This is a genomic window from Sneathia sanguinegens, from assembly GCF_001517935.1.
GTDB classification, from domain to species: domain Bacteria; phylum Fusobacteriota; class Fusobacteriia; order Fusobacteriales; family Leptotrichiaceae; genus Sneathia; species Sneathia sanguinegens.
In genome coordinates this window covers 68,289-85,721 of record NZ_LOQF01000001.1, presented here as the reverse complement: position 1 = coordinate 85,721, position 17,433 = coordinate 68,289, and the positions used below count along the sequence as shown (strand labels likewise).

15 protein-coding genes are annotated in these 17,433 nt (G+C 27.8%); 9 read left to right on the top strand and 6 right to left on the bottom strand.

Translation table 11 applies throughout. The features are described from left to right. Position 1: 1 nt before the first annotated feature. Complete coding sequence (locus AWT65_RS00400; protein WP_066728191.1) at positions 2-358, bottom strand: OsmC family protein; 357 nt, start codon at positions 356-358, stop codon at positions 2-4. Between the two features lie 209 nt (positions 359-567). Here AWT65_RS00400 and AWT65_RS00395 point away from each other — a divergent pair, with 209 nt between their 5' ends. From AWT65_RS00395 to AWT65_RS00355, 9 genes are all read left to right on the top strand, one after another. After that, positions 568-1,089, top strand: coding sequence for an HXXEE domain-containing protein (locus AWT65_RS00395; protein ID WP_066728189.1), 522 nt, complete (start codon positions 568-570; stop codon positions 1,087-1,089). 37 nt (positions 1,090-1,126) lie between these two features. Continuing rightward, positions 1,127-1,624 (top strand): DUF1439 domain-containing protein, encoded by a 498-nt coding sequence (locus AWT65_RS00390; protein ID WP_066728187.1) that lies wholly within the window; start codon positions 1,127-1,129, stop codon positions 1,622-1,624. Between the two features lie 282 nt (positions 1,625-1,906). Continuing rightward, positions 1,907-2,878 carry an ABC transporter permease gene (locus tag AWT65_RS00385; RefSeq protein WP_066728185.1) on the top strand — a complete coding sequence of 324 codons (972 nt, stop codon included), beginning with the start codon at positions 1,907-1,909 and terminating at the stop codon, positions 2,876-2,878. Next, positions 2,878-3,828, top strand: coding sequence for an ABC transporter permease (locus AWT65_RS00380; protein ID WP_066728183.1), 951 nt, complete (start codon positions 2,878-2,880; stop codon positions 3,826-3,828). Before AWT65_RS00385 ends, AWT65_RS00380 begins: the two co-directional genes overlap by 1 nt. A gap of 11 nt (positions 3,829-3,839) precedes the next feature. After that, positions 3,840-4,937: an ABC transporter ATP-binding protein gene (locus AWT65_RS00375; RefSeq protein WP_066728181.1), complete on the top strand. Its 1,098-nt coding sequence runs from the start codon at positions 3,840-3,842 to the stop codon at positions 4,935-4,937. Then, complete coding sequence (locus AWT65_RS00370; protein WP_066728179.1) at positions 4,937-5,869, top strand: ABC transporter ATP-binding protein; 933 nt, start codon at positions 4,937-4,939, stop codon at positions 5,867-5,869. The genes AWT65_RS00375 and AWT65_RS00370 overlap by 1 nt, the downstream gene beginning before the upstream one ends. After that, positions 5,866-7,461, top strand: a complete 1,596-nt coding sequence (locus AWT65_RS00365) for a peptide ABC transporter substrate-binding protein (RefSeq protein ID WP_066728177.1) — start codon at positions 5,866-5,868, stop codon at positions 7,459-7,461. The genes AWT65_RS00370 and AWT65_RS00365 overlap by 4 nt, the downstream gene beginning before the upstream one ends. 11 nt (positions 7,462-7,472) lie before the next feature. Next, positions 7,473-9,065 (top strand): peptide ABC transporter substrate-binding protein, encoded by a 1,593-nt coding sequence (locus tag AWT65_RS00360; RefSeq protein ID WP_066728175.1) that lies wholly within the window; start codon positions 7,473-7,475, stop codon positions 9,063-9,065. After that, positions 9,066-9,857 carry a Cof-type HAD-IIB family hydrolase gene (locus tag AWT65_RS00355; protein ID WP_066728173.1) on the top strand — a complete coding sequence of 264 codons (792 nt, stop codon included), beginning with the start codon at positions 9,066-9,068 and terminating at the stop codon, positions 9,855-9,857. It begins immediately after the preceding gene. Between the two features lie 40 nt (positions 9,858-9,897). Here the strand turns inward: AWT65_RS00355 and AWT65_RS00350 are convergent, their stop codons facing one another. The 5 genes from AWT65_RS00350 to AWT65_RS00330 form a co-directional block, all read right to left on the bottom strand. After that, positions 9,898-12,924 (bottom strand): pullulanase, encoded by a 3,027-nt coding sequence (locus AWT65_RS00350; RefSeq protein WP_066728171.1) that lies wholly within the window; start codon positions 12,922-12,924, stop codon positions 9,898-9,900. A 7-nt stretch (positions 12,925-12,931) separates the two neighbouring features. Beyond that, on the bottom strand, positions 12,932-14,533 hold the full coding sequence (locus tag AWT65_RS00345; RefSeq protein ID WP_066728169.1) for a glycoside hydrolase family 13 protein: 1,602 nt from the start codon (positions 14,531-14,533) through the stop codon (positions 12,932-12,934). An 84-nt stretch (positions 14,534-14,617) separates the two neighbouring features. Continuing rightward, positions 14,618-16,012 (bottom strand): C69 family dipeptidase, encoded by a 1,395-nt coding sequence (locus tag AWT65_RS00340; protein ID WP_066728167.1) that lies wholly within the window; start codon positions 16,010-16,012, stop codon positions 14,618-14,620. A gap of 11 nt (positions 16,013-16,023) precedes the next feature. After that, a complete protein-coding gene (gene map / locus AWT65_RS00335; RefSeq protein ID WP_066728165.1) occupies positions 16,024-16,794 on the bottom strand; it encodes a type I methionyl aminopeptidase in 771 nt (256 codons plus the stop codon). Between the two features lie 3 nt (positions 16,795-16,797). Further along, a complete protein-coding gene (locus tag AWT65_RS00330) occupies positions 16,798-17,427 on the bottom strand; it encodes an adenylate kinase (protein ID WP_066728163.1) in 630 nt (209 codons plus the stop codon). Positions 17,428-17,433: the final 6 nt, after the last annotated feature.

The window sequence follows — 17,433 nt, the reverse complement described above, 5'->3', positions numbered from 1 at the left end:
TTTATTTTCCTTCGATATTATATTCTATCTCCGTAGCTAACATTTTTGATACAGTACAATATTTCTTTATATATTCTACAATTTCTTCTTTTTCACCTTCTACAAGTTTTTTATCTACTTTAATATTTAATACAAATTTCCCATCATATACTACATCAGCTTCTACATATATATTAGCTAATTTTTGTTTTAGATAATATCCTCTAACACACATTAAAGCACAACTTGTCATACCTACTACAACATAGCCAACTGGTGTTGTTCCAAAGAATTTATCCTTATCCAACAAATATGAAAAATCTTCAGTATTTGCTTTAACAACAAAATCTTTTTTTGTAATTCCTTTTACTTTATACATAAAAATCAACCTCCGATTATATTTTTGCATATTTTTCACATATATGCAAGTATGTGTTATAATACAGGCAATGGAAAGTAATGAATGAAAAAACATATGAAAATACACTTAAAAATTAGCAAATAAAAAAAATATATAAATTAAATTATATAAATAAAGAAGGTGCTGTATACTTTACAGTACCAGACAGATAAAGGAGGTTCAATTTTATGAATACAATAAATACGATTGTTTGGCTGTTCCCGGTTATTTTTATGCTACATGACTTCGAGGAGATTATTTTTGTGGAGGCATGGAAACGGAAATATAAAAGAAAAATACAAACAACAAAAATGAAGAAGATTCCATTTGCCGATTTGGGAAGCACACCGTCATTTTCCATTGGTGTATTGATTGAATTTTTAATTATTTCAGCTTTATCCCTCTCTGCTTGTATCTTTGATTGGTACTTTTTGTGGATGGGATTATTTTTTGGATTTACCATTCACCTGATTGTGCATTGTATGTTGGCGTTACAATTTAATGGCTATGTACCCGGAGCGGTCACCGCAATCCCGTTCATTCCGTTATGCTTTTATATCCTTTGGGTTTCAAATAAATTACTTTCTTTTACCACAGCTCAATTATGGATTAGTTGTGTAGTAGGCGCTATTTTGATGCTCTTAATGGTGGCTGTTTTGCATAGATGTATGAAATCGTTTGAAACTTTTATCAAGAAGTGGGAAATTTAATTACTAACAAATCGCAAATTTTCAAGGAGGTTAAAAAATGAAAATTAAAAAAATACTATTAGTTTTTTTATTTTTACCAATAATTTCTTTATCTTCAACAGTTAAAGTACCCATTTCTGTTGTTTATTCAGGAATTTCAAAAATTTTTCCAATAGAAAAAGAAAAATTGGGAGGTAAATTAACTATATCTAATCCTAGTCTAGCTATATATAATAACAAGTTTTTAATAAAAACAGACTATGTTATTGATACTTTATTCAAAGATTTTTCTGGAACTATGCTTTTTGAATCAGATATTAGATTTGATAATAATACCTCTGATATATATTTAAGTAATGTAAAACTTATTGAATTAACAGATCGTGGTGAAACCTATGTACCAACAGAGAAATTTGCAACTAATACCTTAGTTCAAGCTATGTATAAAATGGCAGAAAGCAAAAGTATTTATAATACTAAGGAGAATAAGTTAACCAACTTATTACCTATTAAAAATATTCTTATAGAAAATGACGGCTTACACATTGAATTTTAAAGAGTGTAAGCTCTTTTTTTTTATATTTTACTTTTTTAACTATATTAAATATTTATTCAAAATATTTATAGAAGCATTAATTTTATTTATACTTAAATAAAAAAATATACCTAACTCTTTCCATTTTTATTTACTTAACTCTATTTTGTATATATATTGTAAAATATATTTTTATTTTTTTTTATTTTTTCACTTTTTTACCTTATTGTCTTAAAATATCAATTAATATATAATAAACTATATTTCATACATATAAATTGCATAGCAATAGAAAGGATAAAAATGAAGAATATTTCTAAATTCATAATTAAAAGAATTTTGGCAAGCTTTGTTACTTTACTTTTAATAATTAGTATTACATTTGTACTATTACATCAATTGCCAGGGGATCCTTTTCAAGGGGAGAAAGCGATTCCGCCACAAATTAAAGCTAATTTAATGGCTAAATATGATTTAGATAAACCTTTATCTATTCAATATTTAACTTATTTAAAACAATTAAGCAAGGGTGATTTAGGTTTATCAATGAAAGAAAGAGGAAGAAGTGTTAATTCCGTTATAAAAAATAGTTTTCCTGTATCAGCTGATTTAGGATTAAGAGCTATCTTATTTGGACTAATTGTAGGTATACCTTTAGGTATTTTTTCAGCCTTATTTAGAAATAAATTAATAGATAGATTTTCAATGATAATTGCTGTAATTGGTATTTCCGTACCTAGCTTTATAATAGCTGGTTTATTACAATTATATGCAGTAAATATTCATAAAGAAATTTTAATAAACAAATTACATTTACCCTTAGGTAGAATTCTATTAACTGGTTGGGATAGCCCCGCTAAAAAAATATTACCAGTCATTGCCTTAGGCTTATTCATAGTAGCAGAAATTGCAAGACTTATGAGAAGTAAAATGATAGAAATAATGGAACAAGATTATATTAAACTAGCTATAGCTAAAGGAGTAAGTCCTTTAAAAATAGTTTTAACACATGCACTTAGAAATGCCTTGCTTCCAATAATAACAATAATATCTCCAACTATCGCAGGAGTTCTAACAGGATCATTTGTTATAGAAACAATGTTTGGTATACCAGGTCTTGGTAAATACTATATAGGTAGTATCATAGATAGAGATTATACTATGGTTTTAGGAGTTACAATCTTCTACGCAGCATTTTTAATCCTTATGATGATAATAATGGATTTAGTTTATGCTTTAGTTGATCCTAAAATTAAAATTGAAGGAGGTAAATAATGGTTAAATACGATAGAGAAAAATATAAAACTACACCTGAAGATTTTACCTTCGTTGGTCCTGACAAAAATAAAAGAGAAGAAATAACTAAACCAAGCCTTACTTATTGGCAAGATGCATGGAGAAGATTTAAGAAAAATAAATTAGCAATGTCATTCTTAATTTTCCTAGGCTTTGTACTTTTTCTAGCTATATTTGGACAACAAATTACAAAATATTCATATTTTGAACAAAATACAAAATTAAGATTTTTAACACCTTTTAAAGGTTTTTCACTAGGTCATTATCTTGGAACAGATACTTTAGGTCGTGACTTATTTGCTCGTATATCTCAAGGTATTAGAGTATCTATGGAGCTTGCTATTATAGTTGCCACTGTTTGTGTAGTTATAGGTACAATTTATGGTTCAATAGCTGCATATTTTGGTGGAATAATTGATATGTTGATGGTAAGATTTATAGAAATTGTAATTGCTGTACCTTCAATGATATATATAATACTTTTAATGGTAGTTATGGGAAATAGTGTTAAAACTATTGTAATTGCTCTTTCACTAACAAGATGGCTAGGTTATGCCCTACTTGTTAGAGGTGAAGTATTAAAATTAAAAGAAAATGAATATGTTATGGCTTCAACTGCACTAGGTGCAAGTTTTACAAGAATAATGTTTAAACATCTAATACCCAATACTCTAAGTGTTATTATAGTAAAATTAACAATGGATATACCCTCAATAATTTTCTCTGAAGCTTTCTTAAGTTTCATTGGTTTAGGAGTCCCAATACCTCAGGCTTCACTAGGTAATCTTGCCGCAGATGGTTTTAAAGAAATAAATTCACATGTTTACTTATTCTTAATACCTTCAGTTGCAATATCACTAATTACTTTATCTTTTAATATTATTGGTGATGCCTTAAGTGATGCTTTGAATCCAAAACTTAGAGATTAGAAAGGAACAAAATGGAAGAAAATATTTTAGAAGTTAAAAATTTAAGTGTGTCATTCAACACCTATGCTGGTGAAGTAAAAGCATTAAGAGATATTAGCTTTTCTGTTAAAAGAGGTGAAACACTTGCAATAGTTGGAGAATCTGGTAGTGGAAAATCTGTCACTGTACAAACAATAATGAGATTGCTTCCAACTCCACCCTGTGAAATTAAAAATGGGCAAATTATTTTTGATGGTGTTGATTTATTAAAATTAAACTCAAAAGAAATGAGAAAATATCGTGGTGGAAGAATAGGAATGATATTTCAAGATCCTATGACTTCTTTAAATCCCGTTATAAAAATTGGTAAACAAATAATGGAAGGTATCTTAATACATAAAAAAGTATCAAAAGCAGAAGCAAAGAAATTAGCTATTGAAATGTTAAGAAAGGTTGGAATACCTAAACCTGAAGAAAGATTTGATCAATATCCTCACCAATTTTCTGGAGGTATGAGACAAAGAGTCGTAATTGCTATAGCTCTTGCTTGTGAACCTGATTTACTTATTTGTGACGAACCTACAACAGCACTAGATGTCACTATACAAGCTCAAATATTAGACTTAATTAATGAACTTAAAAAATCATTAAATATAGCTGTTATACTAATAACACATGATTTGGGAGTTGTAGCTGAAACTGCTGATAAGGTAATTGTTATGTATGCTGGTGAAAAATTAGAAGAAGCTAGTGTTGAAGACCTATTTAATAATCCTTTACACTCATATACTTGGGGCTTATTAAAATCTTTACCTAGATTAGATACTGATTCAAGTACCGAACTATTTTCAATAAATGGTACTCCACCAGATTTATTAAATCCACCTAAAGGTGATCCTTTTGCAGCAAGATCTGAATTTTCATTAAAAATTGATTATGAAAGAAAACCACCTTTAGTTGAAGTTACAAAAAATCACTTTGTTAAATGTTGGCATTATACAGATGGTGCTCCTACAATGACTTTTTTACAAGATGGAAATATACTAATGCAACCAAAAGTAGGAGATTCATATATTATTAAAACAAGCTTTTCAAATTTAAAAATGGCTAATATAAAGGGAGGGAAATAATGGAAAAAGTATTTGAAATTAAAAATTTAAAAAAATATTTCCCCTTAGAAGGCAAAGAAGTCTTAAAAGCTGTTGATGATGTTAGCATAGATATATATAAAGGAGAAGTATTAAGTTTAGTTGGTGAATCTGGTAGTGGTAAAACTACCTTTGGTAGAACTATCTGCAAATTATATGAAAAAACTTTTGGTACTGTAGAATTTTTTGGAAAACCTATTGAAAAATATTCAAAAAAAGATTTTACAAAAAATGTACAAATGATTTTTCAAGACCCTCAAGCTTCACTAAATCCAAGAATGACTGTGGGAGATATAGTAGCTGAAGGCATGGATATACATAAATTGTACAAATCAAAAAGTGAAAGACAAGATAAAATATATTCCTTACTTGAATTAGTAGGTTTAAGTAGAGAACATGCTAATAGATTCCCACATGAATTTTCTGGAGGGCAAAGACAAAGAATTGGTATAGCTCGTGCTTTAGCAGTAAATCCTAAAGTTTTAATTTGTGATGAGCCTATTTCAGCCTTAGATGTTTCTATACAAGCACAAGTTGTAAATCTTTTAAAAAAATTACAAAAAGAAAGACAACTAACTTTAATTTTTATAGCTCACGATCTATCAATGGTTAAATATATATCAGATAGAGTAGCTGTTATGTTCAGAGGAAGAATCGTCGAATTAGGTTCACCTGATGAAGTGTATAATAATCCTATACATATTTATACAAAATCATTAATATCAGCTGTACCTATACCTGATCCTCATCATAATAAAACTCATCGTATACAAATGGATGAATCATATTTGAGAAGTCCAGTAGGAAGCATGAGTGAAGTAAAAAATATTATGCCAAACTCTGGTCTTGTTGAATATAAAAAAGATCATTATGTAGAAAAAGAATATATAGAAAATAACGGAGGTAACTTATGAAAAAATTATTAGCAATATTTGTTTGCTTTTTAGCCTTATTTAGTTGCGGATCTAATTCTTCATCTAACGGAAAATATTTAACCATTAACTTAAATGAAGAAGGTAAAACAATAGATACTGCTCTACAAACTGATGTTTCATCTGGTGATTTACACACTTTTTTAAGTGAAGGTTTAACAAAAATTGATACTAAAACTAAACAACCTATACCTGGTTTAGCTGAAAAATATGACATATCTGAAGATGGACTTACATATACTTTCCATTTAAGAGATGGAATAAAATGGTCTAATGGAGAAAAAATTACAGCAAATGACTTTAAATTTGCTTGGCTTCGTGCTTTAGATCCTAATACAGCAGCTCCTTATGCATATATGCTATATCCTATTAAAAATGCTGAAAAATTTAACACTGGAAAAGCTACTAAAGATGAAGTAGGAATAAAAGTTTTAGATGATAAAACATTAGAAGTTAAACTAGAAGCTTCTACACCATATTTCTTATCACTAACAGCCTTTGTTACATATATGCCATTAAATGAAAAATTTGTAACTGAATGTGGAGATAAATTTGCATTAGAACCTGACAAATTACTTTATTCAGGTCCATTCAAAATGGTATCATGGACACATAACTCTGAAATAAAATTAGTTAAAAATGAAAATTATTATGACAAAGACAAAATTAACTTAGATGGTGTTAATATAAAATTCATAGCTAATCCTGCTGCTGCATTAAATGCATTTAAAAATGATGAAATTGATTTTACTTCATTAACTGCTGAACAATATGAAGAATACAAAGATAATCCTAACTTACATAAGGTTTTAATGGCTACAAATTGGTATTTAGAATTTAATCACAAAAATAAATTCTTAGCTAATAGCAATGTAAGAAAAGCTATACTTATGGCTATTAATAAAGAAGAATTAACTAAAACTGTTTTCAATGGAATAAATGATCCTGCTTATACATTTACTCCTAAAGGTGTTGGTATGCCTGGTCTTAAAACAAATGATTTTGCAACAGAAATAGGAGTAAGTGCTCCAAAATTCAATGCTACTGAAGCAAAAGCTTATCTTGAAAAAGGATTAAAAGAACTAGGTCTTGATAAGGCTCCAACTCTTTCAATAATTCTTAATGATTCTGGTTTAAACAAGAAAATTGGTGAATCTATACAAGAATATTTAAGAGTTAATTTAGGTATTACCCTTAATATAGAAACAATGGCATTTAAAGAAAGACTTTCAAGAATGGAAAGTGGACAATTTGATGTAGTATTAGCTGGTTGGGGTGCAGATTATCAAGATGCTATGACTTTCTTAGACTTATTAGAATCAACTAATGGTAATAACCATGGTAAATATTCAAATACTGAATATGACAAGTGTATAAGACTTGCAAAATCAACTTCAAATAAAGAAGAAAGATATGCAGCTATGAAAAAAGCAGAAGAAATAATAGCTTCTGATGTACCTATTGCTTTATTATTCCAAGCAAAGAAAAATTATATAGTAAATGAAAAACTATCTAACTTTACTTTCTCAGCAGTAGGTCCTGATTTCTTTATGAATTATGCTGACATTAAATAGAGGTGAATTTTATGATTAAGAAATTTTTATTATCACTATTTCTTTTTATTACCCTGTTTTCTTGTGGGAGTTCTACTTCCACAGGAAAAGTATTAAATTACAGACTTCCTGAAGAAGGTAAAAGTTTAGACCCGCAATTATTAACTGATCACACTGGTTGTAACATACACCAATTACTTAGTGAAGGTTTAACTAAACTTGATATGGAAACAAAGCAACCTAAACCAGGTTTAGCAGAAAAATATGAAGTTAGTGCTGATGGTTTAACATGGACTTTCCACTTAAGAGATAATCTTAAATGGTCAAATGGTGATAAATTAACTGCAAATGATTTCAAATATGCATGGTTGCGTGCATTAGATCCTAAAACTGCTTCAGAATATGCATTCATACTTTTCCCAATAAAAAATGCTGAAAAATTCAATGACGGAAAATGTAGTAAAGATGAAGTAGGAATAAATGTATTAGACGATAAAACATTAGAAGTTAAACTTGAAAATGTTACACCTTACTTCCCATCATTAACTGCATTTGTAACTTACTTACCTGCAAATGAAAAATTCGTAGAAGAAAAAGGTGAAAAGTATGCATTAGAACCTGAAGATATTTTATCTTCTGGTCCATTCATATTAAAAAAATGGACACATAACTCTGAAATGTATCTAGAAAAAAATCCTAACTACTATGCTAAAGATAAAATCTCACTTGATGGTGTTAAGATTAAATTCATAATGGATAATGCTGCTGCATTAAATGCATTTAAGAATGATGAAATTGATTTTACTAATATAAGTTCTGAACAATATGACGAATTTAAAGATGATAAGAGATTAAAAGTTCTTCCTCAAGCTCAAATGTACTTCTTAATGTACAACTTCCAAAACAAAGTATTAACTAACTTGAAGATAAGAAAAGCATTTGATCTTGCATTAAATAAGGATGATATAAACAAATCTGCATTCAATAGTTTAAATACTGTTATATACAATTTTACTCCACACAAAGTTGGTATGCCAGGTAATAAGACAAATGACTTTGGTAGTGAAGTTGGAGATATTATAGAAAAATACAATGCAGATAAAGCTAAAGAACTATTTAAAGAAGGTATGAAAGAACTTGGTTTAACTGAATTTCCTAAATTATCTATAATAGTTAATGATATGGACAACAACAAGAAAGTTGCTGAAAATATACAAGAACAACTTAGAACAAATCTTGGTATAGAATTTGATATCCAAGTTATGACATATAAGGAAAGATTATCAAGACAAACTAGTGGTGACTTTGATATAGCTCTTACTCGTTGGGGTGCTGACTATCAAGATGCTATGACATTCCTTGATTTATTCATGACTAAAAATGGTAATAACAATGGTAAATATTCTAATCCAGAATATGACAAATATGTTCAATTAGCTAAATCTGAACCAGACAAGGCTAAGAGATTTGAATACTTGAAGAAAGTAGAAGAAATAATAGCAAATGATGTACCAATTACTGTACTTTATCAAGTAAATAAATACTATGTTGTAAATGATAGAATTTCAAACTATGCTTTCTCTCCTGTTAATAGTGACATGTTTGCTGAAACGGTGATAAAATAGATGAAAATTAAACTTATAGCCTTTGATTTAGATGGCACAATCTTTACAAACAAAGTTTCAGAAAAAGTAAAATTAGCTTTTTCTGAATTACAAAAAAAGAATATTAAATTACTTCCAATAACTGGAAGATCATTGAAATCTACTCTTGAAATATTAGATATGGCTAATATACAAAATAGAGATTTAACAGTTTTAACTACTGGAGCTCTTGTACAAAATTTAAATACTAAGCAGATTTTAAATGGAAATTTTTTAACAGTAGCAGATTTTATAAAATTAAAAAAATATGAAACAGAAAATATTCATATCTATGTTTATACTACTGAATTTTTATACTATTCTCTACTTAGTGATGAATTTTTAAGTGATGCTTCTGCTCTTAAAGATCCTATAAAAGCTATAACGGATCAAAATTTTATAGGTAATATCTGTAGAATTAATTTTATGGGAAAAGAAGAGGAACTTAATAAATTTAAGGAAAAATATCTAAGTACATTTGAAAAAGATTATTATGCAATTAGCAATATACCTACAAGCTTAGAATTACTTTCAAAAAATTCTAGTAAAGCTAATGGTTTGAAATTTATAATGTCTTATTATGGCTTAAATAAAGATGAAATTTTGGCTATAGGTGACGGTAATAATGACATCTCTATGTTGGATATTGTTACAAATTCTGTTGCAATGGGCAATGCTAGTGAAATTGTAAAAAGTCATGCAAAATATGTAACAAAATCAGTATATGATGATGGTTTTTATGAAATATTAAAAGAATTAAAAATATTAGATTAACAAAAATGGAACTATACTTTTGTATAATTCCATTTTTTTATTAGAATTTCAAAATTGTTGCAGTTAAAGGTTTTATTAATATAGAATTTTTATTTATCTTTAAACCTTCAACATTTTTTATTCCATTAATGTCTACCTTGTTAGCATCAACTAATACTTTTGCCTTATCAACATTAGAATAATATACCAATCTATCCTTTGAATCAGCATTTACTATTACAAGATAATGAGCTTTACCATCATTAATTTCATAAGCCAATAAAAGATCTTCCTTATTTTCTGTCAATAATTTAAGTTTTTTATCTATTTCTTCTTTTGATTTTAATCTAAAGCTTTCTATATTTCTACGAAGTTGTATCAAGCCTCTTGTATATGGCACAATTTCGCTATTTTTCATTCTTTCCCAGTCAAATTTATTAATAGCATCTGGTGCGTTGTATGAATCATGTATGAAATATGGATATTTTATACCTTCTACAAATGTTGCCTTTTCAGGAACTTTATCTTTTGGAACATCTACCATAATTTGTTTTGTTCTACCAAATTCTTGCCCAGCATGTAAAAATGGTGTACCTTGTGATGTTAGAATTATGAAATTTCCTAATTTAACTCTCTTAATTATTTCCTTATAATCTTTAGCTATACTTGGATCAAGTTTAGTTGATTTAACTATAACATCAAATAAAGTTAAATTATCATGTGCTTCAGCATATTGAATTACATCTCCAGGTTCATCAGCAACAAAGTTTGTTGGTTGTGCCTTAATATTACTAAATAATTCTTGAATATTAGATTTTTTACCTGTCAAAAAGGCAGGTGTACCTTCATTAGGGAAACCTGATTTAAGCTTATTTCTAATATCATCAGAAAATACTGCAACTGAATTTGTGTCTTTCATCCAAGTTTGATCAGCTGGTTGAACTTTAATATTAGTATCTCCTTCATAAGTTCTCCATCCTTCACCTAACATCAATACATTTTTATTTATCTTTTTTGCTTCATTATATGCCATTTCTATGGTTTTTGCATCATGGTCACCCATCATATCAAATCTAAATCCATCTACCTTATATTCATTCATAAGATATTTAATTGAATCTAGTAAAATTCTTCTTGACATATAGTGTGTAGTTCCTAATCTTCCTCCACCAAAATTTGTTTTTGTATTTCCATTTTCATCCATGAAGTAATAATAATTTGGTTCTATATCATCAAATATAGAGGCTTTTGCTGTATGGTTATACACTACATCTAATATTACTCCCATACCTCTTTTATGTATTTCATTGACTAACTCTTTAAATTCTTTGATTCTTTCTTCAGGATTTTTTGGATTAATTGAATACATACCTGTTAATGAGAAATAATTTTGTGGATCATAACCCCAATTATAGTTTGTATCTTTTTGTAAATAATCATATGATCTTAAATTTCTTTTTGATTCATCTATGTTATAATAACTTAATATTGGTAGTAATTGTATATGAGTTACACCCAAACTTTTGATATAATCTAATTTTTCAATAAAAGCCTTGAAAGTACCATATGGAGCTTTTAATTTAAGATTTTTGTCTGAAGTAAAATCTCTAACATGTACTTCATAAATAATCGCATCTTCTCTTTTATCATAATTTTTTATTTTTGCAAAATTTAAATTTTGTAAGCCTATTTTATTTGGATCTAAAAATACTCCCTTAGCTATAGGTTCATTTTTTGATTTATCCCACAAACCTAGTGCTTTTGCATAAGGATCTAAACAAATAAATTTATCATTATTTCGTTCTACTTCATATTGATAGTAATAATCTGTGTAATTTTTTATTAGCTTATTTGCTTTTAAAGTTGTTTCAAATACACCTCTTTGTTTTTTTTCTAACTTAAATTTAGCTACTAATTTATCTTGATTATTTTTATCAAAAATTAAAACATTAACATTTTCAGCACTTGGTGCCCATAAATGTAATTTAACTTCTTTCCCTTGTTTTAAAATTTCAGAACCTAATACTCCGTCATAGCTATATAAGGAATCCTTTAATTGCCATCCTATTATTGTATCAATTTCATCATTAGCATATTTCACTTGATAAGGACTTTCACTTATTGGGAATTTTGCCCTAACCTTTACAAGCTTAGTTTCTGGTTCTATTATTATATCTTCTATACTAATAGTATTGTTATTTTTATCTTTAATAAGTAAATTTTTTAATATTTCTTCTTTTTGTACAGCTTTTAAACTTGTAAATTTTAATTGCATTTCATTTTCACTTATATGATTTGCACCTATCATTCTAACATCACTTATGAAATATGGGTTTGTGTAAACGCTTGCATCATCATCTCTTAAAAAAATTTGCTTATAGTTTTTAACATTATCAAAGATGATATCTTTTTTTACTATTTTTACATCATCCCCTTTTTTACTTTCATCAAGCAAAAGAAGCCCTAATTTACTTGCGTTAGGTTTAAGTTTTATATCTACATAATGCCCATATTTACCTATTTGATCAAAATCTTTACCATCTGGCCACTTAGTTAAACTTTCTTCAGTATCATTCCAAAACCATAAAGACTTATTCTTGTAATCATTATCTGATCTATAATAATAGACCCTCATTACATTTTTTTCTTTTAGTGGCTCTACCATATTTACATTAAAATCTTCATCTAACCAAACTTCATTTATCTTTTCATTTTTTACAGGAATTTTTTGATCCTTTTCTGTAATTTTTTTATCACCATTAAGTACTAAAAATCCTATATCTTCAATTTTTTTTGATTTTTTAATATCTACATACCAACCATAGGCATCTTTTTTTGTGATTTTTGTTGCACCAGTAGGCCAATTTGTACTAGCTTTTTCTACTCCACCCCAAAGCCATAAACCATTATTTTCTATCTTATCTGAACCTATATTTTTCAAATGAACTCTAATATAGCCTTTTTCTATTTTATCTTTTTCTTGTTGCGTAATATTTTGAACATTAGCCTTTGTTTGTTCAATTGTTGGAAGAGCAAACATTAAATTACTTACAATTAAAATTGAAAATATTCCAATAACCTTTTTCATATTTACACTAAGCCTCCTTGATTAAAACTTCATATTTATTACCCTTATCGCTTAATATTAAGATATATTGATTTTTCTTACCTCTTCTTTCAAGATATACCCTAGAATCCTTTTCATAAATTCTTAAATCTGCATTTATGAAATCTTCATTAGTTCTATATTTTAATATATCTAAAACTTCTTTAATTGGTTCTTTAGACCAGTCAAAAACTCTTCTTGAATCTGGATCCCCTTCACCTTGTAATGCTATTTCTGTACCATAATAAATACATGGTGTTCCTGCATAGAAGAATAATAGATATAGACCAGCTAAAAATTTCTTTTTATTATCCTTAACTTCTGTTATAAATCTAGGTTTATCATGAGAATCTAATAAATTAAATAATGTATTATTTACTTGTCCTCTATATCTAACTAATAAAGAATTCAACCTATTTGCTAAACCTTTTTCATCTATTTCTTCTTTTGAAAAATAGTCAAAGCAAGCCTTTGTAAAGGCATAATTCATAACACTATCATATTGATCTCCACCTAAATATGAATTTGATATATGCCAATCTTCTGCTATTATTACACAGTCTTCTTTAAGTCCTCTAACTGCCTTTCTATATCTTCTCCAAAATTCATGAGGTAATTCATCTGCTACATCTAATCTTAAACCATCAATATCATATTTTTTTATCCAATTCAAAGTTAAATCTATTAAATATTCCATAACTTTAGGATTATTAGCATCCCATTCTATCATATATTCACAGTCTGCAAAATTCATAAATTTTCCATTTTTTCTTCTGAAATAATCATAGTATTTTGAATTTTTCCCATTTTTCAATACATCTTGCACAAATTCATGCTTATTACTGCAATGGTTAAAAACAACATCAATAACTATCTTTATTCCTCTTTCATGAGCTCTCTTTACTAAGTCTTTAAAAATGTCCTCCGTACCAAATTGTGGATCTATAAGATTATAATCTATAATATCATATTTATGATTACTTATAGACTTAAATATTGGTGTTAAATATAGGGCTGATATGCCTATATTTTTTAAATAGTCTAATTTTTCAACTATACCTTGTAAATCTCCTCCATAAAATGATGTTGGTGTAGGTAAATCTGTAGATTTCATATCAATATAGCTTGTATCTTTTTTATATGAACCTCTATTAAATCTATCTATAAATATTTGATAAAATACTGCTTTTTTAAACCATTCAACTTCCTTTATTATATCAATTTTATTGATATGAGCATATTGAAAATATGTATAAAATGCTTTTTCATAATCAAATTTTTCTTCTATTCCTTGCTCTGAATAAAAATATTTTTTACCATTTGATACTATTACAAAAATATATCCTAACCTAGGATCTTCCAATTCTAGTTCTACCTCATAATATGAATATAGATCATCTTCATATTTTATACTCATTTGTTTTAATTTTCTATTTTCCTTTGTATAAAAACTATATTTACATCCATATTCTACAAATATTTCTGATATATCATCATTTCTAGCTACTCTTAAACGAATAACAAACTTATCTTCACTTATTGCATATGCATAATTAGAATCTGGTATATGCTGTATTGCTATTTTTTTCATATTCGCCACCTTTCCACTTTAGTATACCATAAAAAAAACATCAGTCAAACTGATGTTAATTATTTCTATATTTTTCTTAATAAATTACAGATTTTCATCCATAGTAAATGACATTTTTGAAGCTGATAAGGCTCTTGTCATAAAATTATTTAATAATCTTCTTGTTTTTTCTAAAACAAATTTAGCCGTTTTTTCATTTTCTTTTGTCAAAAATTCTCTACAATTTTGCTTAGTATATCCCTTTAACTTTTCTTTTATTTCACATACTCTTTTTCTTCCATATGAACGAAGTTCTTCAAGATATTGAGTATTTTCTTTTGAAAATGCTCCATAATGTGTTTCTACATAATATGAAAATACCTTAAATAACCAATAAGCATATTTCATATCTAATTCAAAACTTGTATCTCTATATTCTTCAGGTGTATCATTAATATCCACAAAGAATGGAACATAAGGTGTAAATGCTGTTGTTGCAAAAGCTATCCATTGTACTGAATATGTATCTACTTCCAAAACATGTGATTGTTGAGTTCTAGACAAAGAAATAGCTCTGAATCTTGTTTTTTCCTCTTCAGTTCCCTTACCTATAGGATCAAATTCAGTTTCATTATAATGTGAGCTTAATATAAATTGAACATCTTCAATAGAAATCAATCTATCTGCCTTATTTAAAAATGGTATATCCTTATCAGTAGGCCCCATTTTAAAAGTTTTATCTAAGTATCTATGTGCATACCAAGCCCTTGAAGTATTATACACTCTATCCAATTCTGAATATGTTCCAAATATATGTCTGAAATTAAAACCTTCCCTATCAACATTAAGTCTATATTTTTCAACAAATTCTTGAATATTTTTTGACCAAATAAAATTTTCTTTATCTGAAAAATCTATTTCTTCTATACAAACACAATTAGGTGCAACGCCGTACATATCTTCTGGCAATCTAATTGCTACATAATGATGCCCTGTTGGTATTTCCATATACCACACTTCATCTTCATCTGCAAAAAGTATTCCATTTCCTTCAGCTGAACCATATTTTTCTATTAAAGAACCTAACATTTCAACAGCTTCTCTAGCTGTTTTAACATAGGGTGCCAATATATCATTTATTGCATCTTCTGCTATTCCCTCTTTAACTAAAGGATCATAAGCTAATACTCTTTCATTACCATATAAACTTTCAGTTGAACTAATAGCAACATTAGCTTCATTTATACTTGCTTCTCCAAATCTTCCTCTATTATATGTATCTGATGTAACATCTGGCATAGCAGTATATTTCATTCCACTTTTAGGCAAAGCTATTTTAACCTTTGTAAGATAAGAATCATAAATTCCATCTTTTGCAAGTGTATTTTTCACAAACTCAAATCTTTTTGGATTAGTAGTTTCATGAGAATCTTCATTTCTTGCTATAATATTTTTTCCACTCAAGCTAGCTTTTTTTCCAACTATAACTGTTGTACACATATTTATCCTTTCTATAACTCAGATAAAATTAAAGGTTTACCATCAACTATAGCTATACTATGTTCAAAATGTGCCGATCTTTTTTTATCCAAAGTTTTAACTGTCCATCCATCTTTTTGTATTTTAACCTTATGTGTTCCCATATTAACCATAGGTTCTATAGCTATAACTAAACCTTCTTGAATTAATAGTCCTTGTCCTTTTACTCCATAATTCATAACATAAGGATCTTCATGTAATTCAAAGCCTACACCATGTCCACAGAAATCTCTAACTATAGAATAACCTTTAGGTTCACAAAAACTTTGTATTGCATGACCTATATCTCCAAGTCTATTGCCTGCTATAGCTTGCATAATTCCTAAATCTCTACTTTTTCTTGTAACATCTATTAAATTTTGATATTTCTTTTCTATTTTTCCAACTGGAAAAGTAAAAGCTGAATCTCCATAATAGCCATCTAATTTTGTAACTATATCTAAACTAACTATATCTCCTTCTTTTAATATCTTAGTTTTTTTAGGTATACCATGTACTACTTCTTCATTAACTGATATACAAGTTGCTGCAGGATAAGGAGGATATGGCCAACCTATATCATAACCCTTAGTTGCACAGATTGCTCCTTGAGATAAAATATAGTCTTCACAAATTTGATCTATTTCCCATGTACTAATACCCGGTTTAATATATTGGGGTATTACATCTCTAAAAATTCTTGCTATTATTTCATTTGCTTTCTTTATTTTTTTTATATCTTCTAATGTTTTTAATTTAAACATTTATTATTCACCTAGTATTCTAATTATTTCCTCTGTTATTTCATCAGGTTTCTTTGAACCATCTATTTCTATTACTTTATTTTGTTGTTTATAATAATCTAAAACTGGTGCTGTTTGCAAGTTATAATTTTCTATTCTCTTAATTACAACTTCCTTTGCATCATCTGGTCTTTGGAATAAATCTTCTTCCTTTTCGTCAACAGGTGGATTAAATTTAATGTGATAAATTTTACCTGTTTTTCTAGAAGTTCTTCTTCCTGTTATTCTTTCTATAATATCTTTATCTTCTACAACTAAAGCTAAAACCTTATCTATTTTTTTATTTAAATCTTTTAAAATTTCGTCTAATTTTTTAGCTTGTTCAAGAGTTCTTGGATAACCGTCTAAGATAAAGCCTTTATTACAATCTGCTTGTGCTAATCTTTCTTTTACTAAGCCATTAACTACTTCATCTGGAACTAAGTTACCCTTATTCATGTATTCTTTTGCTTCTAAACCTAATTTTGTTTCTTGTTTTATAGCTTCTCTTAAAATATCTCCTGTTGATATTTGAGGTATATTATATTTTTCAACCATTTTCTTGGCTTGTGTTCCCTTACCTGCACCTGGTGCTCCAAATAATACTATGTTCATCTTTAA

Bases quoted from the DNA above. Each gene is read 5' to 3' on its own strand.
- AWT65_RS00400 (WP_066728191.1), bottom strand. From the start codon at position 358: ATGTATAAAGTAAAAGGAATTACAAAAAAAGATTTTGTTGTTAAAGCA.
- AWT65_RS00395 (WP_066728189.1), top strand. From the start codon at position 568: ATGAATACAATAAATACGATTGTTTGGCTGTTCCCGGTTATTTTTATG.
- AWT65_RS00390 (WP_066728187.1), top strand. From the start codon at position 1,127: ATGAAAATTAAAAAAATACTATTAGTTTTTTTATTTTTACCAATAATT.
- AWT65_RS00385 (WP_066728185.1), top strand. From the start codon at position 1,907: ATGAAGAATATTTCTAAATTCATAATTAAAAGAATTTTGGCAAGCTTT.
- AWT65_RS00380 (WP_066728183.1), top strand. From the start codon at position 2,878: ATGGTTAAATACGATAGAGAAAAATATAAAACTACACCTGAAGATTTT.
- AWT65_RS00375 (WP_066728181.1), top strand. From the start codon at position 3,840: ATGGAAGAAAATATTTTAGAAGTTAAAAATTTAAGTGTGTCATTCAAC.
- AWT65_RS00370 (WP_066728179.1), top strand. From the start codon at position 4,937: ATGGAAAAAGTATTTGAAATTAAAAATTTAAAAAAATATTTCCCCTTA.
- AWT65_RS00365 (WP_066728177.1), top strand. From the start codon at position 5,866: ATGAAAAAATTATTAGCAATATTTGTTTGCTTTTTAGCCTTATTTAGT.
- AWT65_RS00360 (WP_066728175.1), top strand. From the start codon at position 7,473: ATGATTAAGAAATTTTTATTATCACTATTTCTTTTTATTACCCTGTTT.
- AWT65_RS00355 (WP_066728173.1), top strand. From the start codon at position 9,066: ATGAAAATTAAACTTATAGCCTTTGATTTAGATGGCACAATCTTTACA.
- AWT65_RS00350 (WP_066728171.1), bottom strand. From the start codon at position 12,924: ATGAAAAAGGTTATTGGAATATTTTCAATTTTAATTGTAAGTAATTTA.
- AWT65_RS00345 (WP_066728169.1), bottom strand. From the start codon at position 14,533: ATGAAAAAAATAGCAATACAGCATATACCAGATTCTAATTATGCATAT.
- AWT65_RS00340 (WP_066728167.1), bottom strand. From the start codon at position 16,012: ATGTGTACAACAGTTATAGTTGGAAAAAAAGCTAGCTTGAGTGGAAAA.
- map (WP_066728165.1), bottom strand. From the start codon at position 16,794: ATGTTTAAATTAAAAACATTAGAAGATATAAAAAAAATAAAGAAAGCA.
- AWT65_RS00330 (WP_066728163.1), bottom strand. From the start codon at position 17,427: ATGAACATAGTATTATTTGGAGCACCAGGTGCAGGTAAGGGAACACAA.